The organism is Streptomyces sp. URMC 123 (genome assembly GCF_051386515.1).
GTDB lineage: Bacteria > Actinomycetota > Actinomycetes > Streptomycetales > Streptomycetaceae > Streptomyces.
Genome location: NZ_JBPQTV010000231.1, coordinates 1 through 10,234 on the forward strand (window position 1 = coordinate 1; position 10,234 = coordinate 10,234).

A 10,234-nucleotide genomic window follows, 5' to 3' on the forward strand; every position below is an offset into this window, starting at 1 on the left:
GCGGGGAGGGGGTCCGGTCCGCAGGCCGGGACAGAAGCCCAGCCCCTGCGGGGCTGGGATGGGGGATTCGGCCGAAGGCCGGGGGAGACGCCCTGCCCCTTCGGGGCGAGGGGAGGGGGCCTGGTCCGCAGGCCGGGACAGAAGCCCAGCCCCTGCGGGGCTGGGAAGGGGGATTCGGCCGAAGGCGCGGGAAATGCGGCGCCGCTCGCGTCGCGGATGACGTGGACGTCGCGCGGCCCGAGCCCGGAGGGCGCCCGTCACCTCACGGATGACGTGGACGCGGACGTCGCGCAAACCCGCCCGGAGGGCGCCGCTCACCTCACGGAGAACGTGGACGCGGACGTCGCGTGAACCGGGCCCGGAGGGCGCCCGTCACCTCACGGACAACGTGGACGTGGACGTCGCTCAACCCAGCCCGGAGGGCAGACGCGCCGCGTGGCGGATCGCCAGCCCCGAGACCGCCCGCGTGAGCGCCACGTACAGCCGCCGCAACCCCGTCCGCTCGTCCGGCTCGCCGTCGACGATCGCCGCCGGCTCGTCGAGGACCACGTAGTCGTACTCGAGGCCCTTCGCGAGCGTCGCGGGAACGAGGGTCAGCCGGACCTCGCGGGAGGTCTCCTCGCCGGGCGAGAGGTAGGGCAGACCTGCCTCGGCCAGCGCGTCCGCCAGGACCTGCACGCGGGCGTCGGCCGCGATGAGGCCGACGGACCCCTCGTGCGCCAGCGCCTCCCCGCACGCGGCGACGACCGCCGCGTCGAGGTCGGCGACGTCCCCCACCGCGCGGATGTCGAGCGCCCCCGGCGCCTGCCGTACGGAGGTCGCCGCCGCGAGCCCGGGCGCGATCACCGGCAGCAGCCGCGACGCGTACGCGATGATCTCGCGCGGCACGCGGAAGCCCGCGGTGAGCTCCTCGATGCGCGCGTCCGGCTTCCCGAGGTGCCGCAGCGCCTCCGGCCAGCTGTGGGTGGCCCAGGGCGTCGTCCCCTGGGCGAGGTCGCCGAGGACGGTGACCGAGCCGGTCGCGCAGCGGCGGCCGACGGCCCGGTACTGCATGGGGGACAGGTCCTGCGCCTCGTCGACGACCACGTGCCCGAGGGAGGGCGTGCGCTCCACCTGGTCCCGCGCCTCGTCGATGAGGACCGCGTCCGCCGCCGACCACTTCGCGGACCGCACCCCGCGCGCGGGCCGCGTCCAGAGGATCGCCTTCTGCTCCTCGTCGGTGAGGAGCCCCCGCGCCTGCTCGGCGAGGAAGTCCGCGTCGGACAGCAGCCGCAGCACGAGCTTGGCCGGGTCCACCGGCGGCAGCGCGGCCTTGACCACCGCCTTGACCGCGGGGTTGCGGGCGACGGCGTCCTGGACGCGGTCGTCGGGCGCCTCCCCGGCCTCCTCCATGCGCACCAGCACCGCGTGCGCGATCCGCTGCGGCAGCGCCTCGCGGGCGGCCCCGTACCGGATGTCGCGGTCGAGCAGCTCCCGCAGCAGTTCCTCCAGTTCGTACGCCGGGACCCGCCAGCGGCGCGACCCGCGGACGACCACGCACGGCTCCGTCGGCACCGTCACCCCGCTGCGCACGGCGCGCCGCAGCACCTCGGCCATGCGCGCGTCGCCCTTGATCCGGGCCGCCTCGGCGGAGTCCGTGCCGCGCACCTCGACATGGGCCACGAGGTCGTCGACGGTGGCCTGCCGCACGTCGAGTTCGCCGAGCGCGGGCAGCACCTGCTCGATGTAGTGCAGGAAGGACCGGTTCGGTCCGATGACGAGGGTGCCGGTGCGGGCGAGCCGCTCCCGGTGCGCGTAGAGGAGGTACGCCACCCGGTGCAGGCCCACCGCCGTCTTGCCGGTGCCGGGCGCGCCCTGGACGCAGAGGGAGCCGCTCAGCCCGGCCCGGACGATCTCGTCCTGCTCGGGCTGGATCGTCGCCACGATGTCCCGCATGGGGCCGACGCGGGGCCGCTCGATCTCCGCCTGGAGCAGCCGGCTCGCGGTGCCGTGCTCCTCCTCGGCGTCGGCCCCGGTGAGGAGTTCGTCCTCGTACGCGGTGAGCTCGCCGCCGGTGTAGCCGAAGCGGCGGCGCCGCTCGATGTCCATCGGGTCCTTCTTGGAGGCCCGGTAGAACGGCTGGGAGACGGGGGCGCGCCAGTCGATGACGAGGGGGTCGCCGTCGGCGTCGTGGACGTGCCGCCGCCCGATGTAGAAGCGCTCGCCGTCGGCCCCCTCGGCGGCCTCGGCGCCGGGGGCGTGGAGGTAGTCGAGGCGGCCGAAGAACAGCGGGGTGTCGGCGTGGTCGGCCAGCGCCTTGATCCGCTGGTCGATCTGGGACTGCAGGACGGCCGCGTTCACCCAGTTCCCGGTGACGTCGGAGATGTCGAGGGCCTCGACCTCGGCGCGCATGGCGGCCAGCGCGGCGCGCGAGGCGGCGAGGTGGGCGCGCTCCTGGTCGAGGGGGCCCCGGCCGGGGGCCGGGTCCTGTGCGCGGGCGTGCGTGGGCACGGCGTTGCCTCCGAAGGGTCCGAAGAGCGAGACCCCCGGGCGGCGGTGCGCGCTCACGGGGGTGCACGGCGGTACGACAGCGGACACGCCGTCCCGATTTCCGTCCGGGCGGCGGCGCTCCCGAGGGGCCCGGGAGGCGGCGGACGGGCCAGTCTAGTCAGGGCGGCGGCGGGCCGCGAACGAATATCCGATGCGGCGGGGGGTGCCCGTGTGCCACCCGGTGCGGGGAGGGTGCCCGGCTCCGTCCGTCTCCCGTAGGGGTGCCCGTGCGCCTCGGGTCGTACGACCGGCCGCCGCGCGTTCCGCCCGTGGGCCGATGTGGTGCGAACGCGTGAAATCCATGCTGGAGGACATGAGCATCGCATCCATCACCCCAGCCTCCGGCGGGCCGCTCGGCGACACCGCCGGCGCCGGCGCCGGCACCGGTCGCCACCGGCACGTTCTCGGGGACGCGCTGCGGGCGGTCAAGGTCTTCGCGACCGCCGCGTTCGGCGTTGTCGTTCTCGGCGAGTACGCGGACGAGGCGCTCGTGCGTCACGAGCGGGCCACCGCCATCCACTAAGGTCACCGCCGTCCGGACGGCGTCGATCGAAGGGATGAGCGGTGGCTGGTCCGTGCGAGGTGCGGGGCTCCCGCGCCCGGCTCCCCGACCGCGCCCGTGTCCCGGCCCGCGACCGCGCCCGTATCCCGGCCCGCGCCCGTATCCGTATCCGGGCCCGCACTCGTAACCGCGCCCCCGCCCCCGCCCGCATCCGTACGCGCCGCCGCGGCCCGGTCGCCCGGCCGCCCGCGACCGTCCTCGCCGGCGCGCTGCTGGCCCTCTCGCTGGCCGCCTTCGCCGCCCTGTGCGCCGCCCGGCCCACGCCCATGGCCGATCTGCTCGTCTACCGAGCGGAGGGCGCGGCCGTCCTCGGCGGCACCGATCTGTACGGCTTCTCGGTCACCGAGTGGCGCCTGCCGGCCACGTATCCGCCGTTCGCGGCGCTGCTGTTCGTGCCGCTCGCGGCGGTGCCGCTCGATCTGCTCAAGGCCGTGTTCATGGCCGGGAACGCGGCGCTGCTCGCCCTGCTGATCCGGCTCTCGCTGCGCCTCGCGAGGCAGGACGCGGCGGCGGCCGCGCGGCCGGCGGCGCTCCCCAGGGGGCACACGTACGCCGTGGTCATGGCCGGCACCGCGCTCGCCCTCTGGCTCGAACCCGTCTTCCAGACCCTGCTGTTCGGGCAGATCAACCTCGCCCTCGCCTGCCTCGTGCTGTGGGACCTCACCCGCCCGGACGGCGCCCGTGGCAAGGGCCTCGCCATCGGCATCGCCGCCGGCGTCAAGCTCACCCCGGCCGTGTTCGCCGTGCATCTGCTGCTCACCGGCCGGGTGCGGGCCGGTGCGACGGCCCTCGCGGGGTTCGCCGGCACCGCCGTGCTGGGCGCCCTCGTGCTGCCCGGCGCCAGCGCCGACTTCTGGAGCCGCCGGCTGTTCGAGACGACCCGCGTCGGCAAGGCGTGGATCGTGGACAACCAGTCGCTCCAGGGGCTGGTCGCCCGGCTGCTGCACGACGCCGAGCCGGGGCTGCCGTGGCTGGGCGTCGCGGTGCCGGCCGGCGCGGCCGGGCTCTGGCTGGCGCGGTCGGCCGCCCGGCGGGGCCGCCCGGGCCCGGCCGTGCTCTGTACGGCGGCCGTGGCGCTGCTGGTCTCGCCGATCAGCTGGTCCCACCACTGGGTGTGGTGCGTGCCGCTGCTGGTGCTGCTGGCCGTGCGCGGGCACCGGTGGCCGGCGCTGCTGGTGGCGCTGGTGTTCACGGCCCGCACCCTGTGGCTGGTGCCGCACGAGGGCCCCCGGGACCTCGCCCTGCCGTGGTGGCAGCAGCCCCTGGCGGCGCCGTACCCGCTGCTGGCCCTGGCCCTGCTGGCGCTGGTCGCGGCGGGCCGGCGGACGGTCGCGAGCGCCGGGGACGCCGACGAGCTCGGGCACGCGGGCGGCGCGGCAGGCGCCCCACCGCACCCCCGCCGGCCGGGCGACTACACCTCGTCGCCCGCCAGCAGCTCGTCCGCGTCCACGATCCGATAGGCGTACCCCTGCTCGGCCAGGAACCGCTGGCGGTGCGCCGCGAAGTCCTGGTCGACGGTGTCCCGCGCGACCACGGAGTAGAAGCGCGCCTCGTGCCCGTCCGCCTTGGGCCGCAGCACCCGGCCCAGCCGCTGGGCCTCCTCCTGGCGGGAGCCGAACGTGCCCGAGACCTGAATGGCCACCGTGGCCTCCGGCAGGTCGATGGAGAAGTTGGCGACCTTGGAGACGACCAGCACGGAGATCTCGCCCTGCCGGAACGCCTCGAAGAGCTTCTCGCGCTGCGCGTTGGTGGTCTCGCCCTTGATCACCGGCGCGTTCAGATGCTCGCCCAGCTCGTCCAGCTGGTCGATGTACTGGCCGATCACCAGCGTCTGCTCCCCGCGGTGCCGCGCCACCAGCGCCTCGGTGACCCGGCGCTTGGTGTCGGTGGTGGCGCAGTAGCGGTACTTCTCCTCCGTCTCGGCCGTGGCGTACGCCAGCCGCTCGGAGTCGGTGAGATTGACCCGCACCTCCACGCAGTCGGCCGGCGCGATGTAGCCCTGGGCCTCGATCTCCTTCCAGGGCGCGTCGAACCGCTTCGGGCCGATGAGCGAGAAGACGTCGGACTCCCGGCCGTCCTCCCGCACCAGGGTCGCGGTCAGCCCGAGCCGGCGGCGCGCCTGGAGATCGGCGGTGAACTTGAACACCGGCGCCGGCAGCAGGTGCACCTCGTCGTAGACGATCAGGCCCCAGTCCCGGGAGTCGAACAGCTCCAGGTGCGGGTAGACGCCCTTCCGCCTGGTCGTCAGCACCTGGTACGTGGCGATGGTGACCGGCCGGATCTCCTTGCGGGTGCCGGAGTACTCGCCGATCTCGTCCTCGGTCAGCGAGGTGCGCTTGACCAGCTCGTGCTTCCACTGCCGCGCCGAGACGGTGTTGGTCACCAGGATCAGCGTGGTGGACTTCGCGGTCGCCATCGCCCCGGCGCCCACCAGCGTCTTGCCCGCCCCGCAGGGCAGCACCACCACGCCGGAGCCGCCGTGCCAGAAGCCCTCGACGGCGTGCTTCTGGTACGGGCGCAGCGCCCAGCCGTCCTCGCGGAGCTCGATCGGGTGCGCCTCGCCGTCCACATAGCCGGCGAGGTCCTCGGCGGGCCAGCCGAGCTTGAGCAGCGTCTGCTTGATCTGCCCGCGCTCGGAGGGGTGCACGGCCACGGTCTCGGGGTCGATACGGGCGCCGACCAGCGGCTGTACGCGCTTGGAGCGCAGCACCTCCTCCAGCACCGGCCGGTCGGTGGTGACCAGCACCAGCCCGTGCGTGGGGTGCTTGACCAGCTGGAGCCGGCCGTAGCGGTCCATGGTCTCGGCGACGTCCACGAGCAGGGCGTGCGGCACGGGGTAGCGGGAGTACTCGACGAGGGCGTCCACGACCTGCTCGGCGTCGTGCCCGGCGGCCCGGGCGTTCCACAGGCCCAGCGGGGTCAGCCGGTAGGTGTGGATGTGCTCGGGCGCCCGCTCCAGCTCGGCGAACGGCGCGATGGCCCGGCGACAGGCGTCCGCCCGCTCGTGGTCCACCTCCAGGAGCAGTGTCTTGTCGCTCTGGACGATGAGAGGTCCGTTCACGCCTCGGCCCTTTCTGACGGCGGTCCGCGGCCGCCGGGGGAGGGAGCCCCGTGGCCAAACCTCCAGTGTGCCCCATGCGGACGTGTGGCCGGGGTGTGCCCGGCCACACTGGTGTTCACTTCCCTACCAGGTGGTTGAACAGTGGGCCCTCGATGTTCACCCCCTCGGTGATCAACGAGTCCGCGCTGAGCGGCAGGGGGACCGAGCCGTTGGGGCCGGCCGCGGTGGCGGGGGCGGCGAGCACCCCGAAGAACGCGACGGCTGCGAGCACGGCTATGGCGATGGTGCGCATGGCAGAACCTTTCATCCTGTGTCGGCTCCGTGGCCCCGGGCCGGCCGGAACGGGATCGGGGAGCGGCCGCCCGGCCCCCGGCACGGGCGGCCGACGGGGCGGCCGTGCCGGGAGGCGCTGGGGACGGGGCTCAGATCGAGAAGCCGAGGGCCTCCACCCCGGCGGTCACGCTCGGGCTGGAGAGGGCCGCGAGAGGATCGACTCCGGCGGCGAAGGCGGGGGCCGCGAGGCCGCAGAACAGCGCGAAAGCCCCGACGAGGACGGTGGTGAATCTCCGCATGGAACTGCCTTTCCTCGAGTAGCACTTGGGTTCGTCACCCAACCGCACGAGTGGATCACTCGTTGGCTGCCCAAGGGGGTGGTCAAGGATGCGCCCTGTCCCTCCATCGTGCGGTGTTGGCGGATCGGGGGGACAGAAGCGCGTGGCATGTGGTGAGCGCGCCCCGCCGGCCGCCGGCTCACACCGCGTCGTCCGCCAGCTCCGCCACGCCCGTGATGCGGTGCAGCGCGTACGTGCGCACCTCGTCCGCCGTGTGGTCGTACGCGGTCACGAACCCGCCCTCCACCCGCACCGGGGCGATCACCCGCTGGCTCGCCGCCCCCTCCGCGTTGACATAGCCGATCCACACGGCGCTGCTGGTCAGGGCCGCCGCCTGCATGGTCGCCAGGGTCTCGGCGGAGGAGGTGCGGGGCAGCCCGCCGGCGGACGGGCCGTCCCCGCCGTCGCCCTCCCCGGATTCCCCGCCGTCCCCGGCCTCCGCGCCGCCCGACACCGGCCGGCGGATCGCGGTCGCCGCCAGATCACCGGCCCGGATGGCCCGTACCGCCGCCGCCAGCAGGGTGTCGTCCGGCACCGGCGGCCCCTCCGGCACCGGCACGGGGGCCGCCCTCGGCGGCGTACGGCGCGCGTCCGCCCTGGTCACCACCACGTCACCGGCCGCGGACTCGGCGGCCGGCGCGTACCCCATCTCGCGCAGCCGGGCCAGCAGCACATCCGGCGCGGCCTGCGTCGCCAGCACGGTCGGCGCCAGCCGGCGCGGCCGCAGCGTCGCCGACCGCCGGTCGGCGAGGATCTCCGACAGCAGCGCCTCGTCGTCGCAGCGCAGATACGAGGAGGCCGCCCCGACGCGCAACTGCCCGTGCCTGCGGGCCACGTCGTCGATCAGATAGCTCAGCGGCTGCGGCACCGGCGTGCGCGAGTGCTCCGCCAGGAAGGCGTGCAGCTCGGCGGCGGTCTGCCCGGCGTCCAGCGCCCGGCGCACGGAGGCGGGGGTGAAGCGGTAGACCGTGGCGCCGCCCTTGGACTCCACATCGGCGGCCACCCCCAGCAGCAGGGCCAGCGGCCGGCGCAGCGGGCCGGGCGCGACGGCGGTCAGATCCGCCTGGAGCAGGACGTGGTCGAGCGGCTCCGGCAGCTGCGGGGCCAGTACGGTGGCGGCCTCCGCGGCGGCCGCGGTGACCTCCGCGGCGCTGTGCGGGACGCGTCCGGGCGCGGGGCCGGCCGCGCCGGCTTCCGTCTGCGAGCTGTCTTCCGCCTCCGTGCCGGCTTCCGCCTCCGCGTCGCCGGTGCGGCCGGGGCGCGGGCCGCCCAGCAGCGCGCGGCCGTGGGCGGCGAGGGCGCCCCGCCCGGTCACCCCGAGGAGTTCGGCCTCCTCCAGCGTCCAGCGGGCGATGCGCGAGCGCGTATCGGGGGCGGCCGGCTTCGCCCCGTTCCTGCCCTCCGGCTTCGCGTCCGGGCCCGGCAGCGGGGGCAGGCCGTGCTCCCAGCGCAGCCGCGCCAGCACGCCCGCCGGATCGGGCGCCGCCCCCTCCGGCAGCGCCGCCAGCAGCTCCAGCGTGCGGCGGCGCACTTCCGGCGCCGCCGAACGGTCCAGCTCCGGGCCGAGCGCGGCCAGCGTCCTGCCCTTGGCGTCCTGCCCGCCGACCAGCCCGGACGTCCGCGTCGACACCAGCCACGGCGCCACCAGCGCCGCCCACCGCCGCTCCGCCGGCAGCTCCAGCCACTCGTCGTACGCGGGCGTCGCCGCGTACCGCTCGTCCGCCTCGCCGTCCGAGGCCAGCAGCCCGGCCGCGTACGCCAGCTCCAGCCAGAACGCCGCGATCCGCTCGCTCACGTCCAGCGCCGCCGCCGTCCGCTTCAGGTCCCGGACGCTCACGCCCCCGGCCCGCAGCACGAGCGGGCCGCCCGCCTCCCAGGTGCCGATCAGCTCCTCCACGGTGGCCAGGGCGGTGAACGCCTGGCCGGCCGCGGTGGCGTCCACCGTCGCCGGGCGGTGCTCGGCCGCCGCCGCGACCGCCGGCGGCACGGGCTCGGGCCGGCGGTGCGCCCTGCCGCCGCGCAGCCGCAGGGCCGCCTCGCGCGGCAGTACGACATTGCGCGGGCCCGCCGGCAGCAGCAGGCCGCGCGCCAGCAGCCAGCGGATCGGCGGCGCGGGCTCGGCGGACACGGCCCCGTACGGCGGTCCCCACACCAGCCGGTCCAGCAGCGCCCGCGCCTCCGGTGGCGCCTGCGCCAGCAGGTCCGCCATCTTCCGTCGGTCGCCGAACAGCTCGGCGAGCGCGGCCGTCGCCGTCACCGAGTCGTGCGTCGCCGGCAGCCCCACCGCCGCGAGGATCTCCTGCAGCCGGCCGGGCGACATGCCCGCGGTCGCCTCCGCCACGGTCGGGCCGAGGCCCGTCGGCGACCCGCCGGCGGCCGGCGCGAGCATCTCCCGGGCGGTACGGACCAGGCGCAGGCGGTCGTCACCGCCCCACAGCAGGGCCCGCGCCCTGAGCGTGGCCGCGGCGCGCGGGAGCGCCCCGCGGATCGTTTCGCGCTCCGTGCGCCAGGTGTTCTCCTCGTCCGGACCCCCGTCCGGCCCCGTGCCACTTGAGGGGTCAGGCTCCTCCCCGGTCAGGAGCGACAGCAGGGTGTCGTACGAGCACGGGTCCGGCGCCACGGCGAGTGCCTCCGCGCACTGCAGGGCGAAGCGGTCCAGGCGCTCCAGCGCGCGGGCGACGGACGCGCGGGTGCCGGCGCGCGTCGCCAACTGCGTCAGGTCGTTGGGCACGGGCGTGAGCAGATCGGGGCGGTGGCGCAGCAGCGTACGGAGGTCTTCGTCGCCGCGGGTGCGGAGCTCTTCGGCGAGCGTGCGGGGGGCGCGGGGAGCTGCGCTCCCGGCGCCCGGTTGCGCTCCCCGCGTTTCCGTGGCCTCCACGAGCCTGTGGTGGGGCTCCTCCGGCACGGGTGCCTCCCGATTCCGCTCGGTGGTCATCCGCCCCACACTAGCTCGTCCTCGCCTCGGCGAGGACGGCGTCAACCGTTGACGTCAACCTCACCCTCCGGGCGGGGTTGTGCGTCGAGGTGAGCGTCACGCGCTTTTCCCCGGCCTTCGGCCGGGGGGTGGGGTGGTGTTTGCGGCGCCTGGTTGCTGGGTGGTGTCGGTGCCGCACCGGGGTACCTCCTCGGCGGCGCACGTGCTGCTTTGTTCTTCGGCTGTCCCGCCGTCTCGTGCGCCGCGCTGCGGGGGCACCCCGCTACGTCCCCTCCGGTGGCGGGGGCGCACAAAGCGGGTGGGGGGTTACGCGCTCCCTGAGTGCCGGGTGCCGGGCTGCTGCGCGACCCGCTGTCCCCAGACAGCTCCGGCTCCTCCGGAGAAAAGAAAACGGCCGGGAAGCCAAGGAACGGCAGCAACCAGCTACGACCACCCCCTACCGCGGGCGCGTCGCCATGCCGGGCCGGAGGGGACGTGGCGGGGTGCCCCCGCAGCGCGGCGCACATGCTCCCAGGGGGAGCCGAAGAACAACCCGC

Annotated in this window: 7 protein-coding genes; 2 read left to right on the forward strand and 5 right to left on the reverse strand. The window is 75.7% G+C overall.

The features are described from left to right. Positions 1 to 405: 405 nt before the first annotated feature. The gene (locus tag ACSNOD_RS22725) at positions 406 to 2,490 is read right to left on the reverse strand and encodes a HelD family protein (RefSeq protein WP_436768868.1); all 2,085 of its coding nucleotides are present in this window, start codon (positions 2,488 to 2,490) and stop codon (positions 406 to 408) included. 352 nt (positions 2,491 to 2,842) lie between these two features. On the opposite strand from ACSNOD_RS22725, the gene ACSNOD_RS22730 reads away from it, so the two are divergent. Further along, positions 2,843 to 3,052: a hypothetical protein gene (locus ACSNOD_RS22730; protein WP_436768869.1), complete on the forward strand. Its 210-nt coding sequence runs from the start codon at positions 2,843 to 2,845 to the stop codon at positions 3,050 to 3,052. Positions 3,053 to 3,300: 248 nt separating this feature from the next. After that, positions 3,301 to 4,551: a glycosyltransferase 87 family protein gene (locus tag ACSNOD_RS22735; RefSeq protein ID WP_436768874.1), complete on the forward strand. Its 1,251-nt coding sequence runs from the start codon at positions 3,301 to 3,303 to the stop codon at positions 4,549 to 4,551. On the opposite strand, the gene ACSNOD_RS22740 is transcribed toward ACSNOD_RS22735, so the two are convergent. The 4 genes from ACSNOD_RS22740 to ACSNOD_RS22755 form a co-directional block, all read right to left on the reverse strand. Continuing rightward, positions 4,503 to 6,152, reverse strand: coding sequence for a DNA repair helicase XPB (locus ACSNOD_RS22740; RefSeq protein WP_436768870.1), 1,650 nt, complete (start codon positions 6,150 to 6,152; stop codon positions 4,503 to 4,505). The two genes, ACSNOD_RS22735 and ACSNOD_RS22740, sit on opposite strands and share 49 nt — an antisense overlap. Positions 6,153 to 6,267: 115 nt before the next feature. Then, a complete protein-coding gene (locus ACSNOD_RS22745) occupies positions 6,268 to 6,444 on the reverse strand; it encodes a hypothetical protein (RefSeq protein WP_436768871.1) in 177 nt (58 codons plus the stop codon). Between the two features lie 130 nt (positions 6,445 to 6,574). Beyond that, complete coding sequence (locus tag ACSNOD_RS22750) at positions 6,575 to 6,724, reverse strand: hypothetical protein (RefSeq protein WP_436768872.1); 150 nt, start codon at positions 6,722 to 6,724, stop codon at positions 6,575 to 6,577. Positions 6,725 to 6,902: 178 nt separating this feature from the next. Continuing rightward, the gene (locus tag ACSNOD_RS22755) at positions 6,903 to 9,698 is read right to left on the reverse strand and encodes a helicase-associated domain-containing protein (protein WP_436768873.1); all 2,796 of its coding nucleotides are present in this window, start codon (positions 9,696 to 9,698) and stop codon (positions 6,903 to 6,905) included. Positions 9,699 to 10,234: the final 536 nt, after the last annotated feature.

Bases quoted from the DNA above. Each gene is read 5' to 3' on its own strand.
- ACSNOD_RS22730 (WP_436768869.1), top strand. From the start codon at position 2,843: ATGAGCATCGCATCCATCACCCCAGCCTCCGGCGGGCCGCTCGGCGAC.
- ACSNOD_RS22745 (WP_436768871.1), bottom strand. From the start codon at position 6,444: ATGCGCACCATCGCCATAGCCGTGCTCGCAGCCGTCGCGTTCTTCGGG.
- ACSNOD_RS22750 (WP_436768872.1), bottom strand. From the start codon at position 6,724: ATGCGGAGATTCACCACCGTCCTCGTCGGGGCTTTCGCGCTGTTCTGC.
- ACSNOD_RS22755 (WP_436768873.1), bottom strand. From the start codon at position 9,698: ATGACCACCGAGCGGAATCGGGAGGCACCCGTGCCGGAGGAGCCCCAC.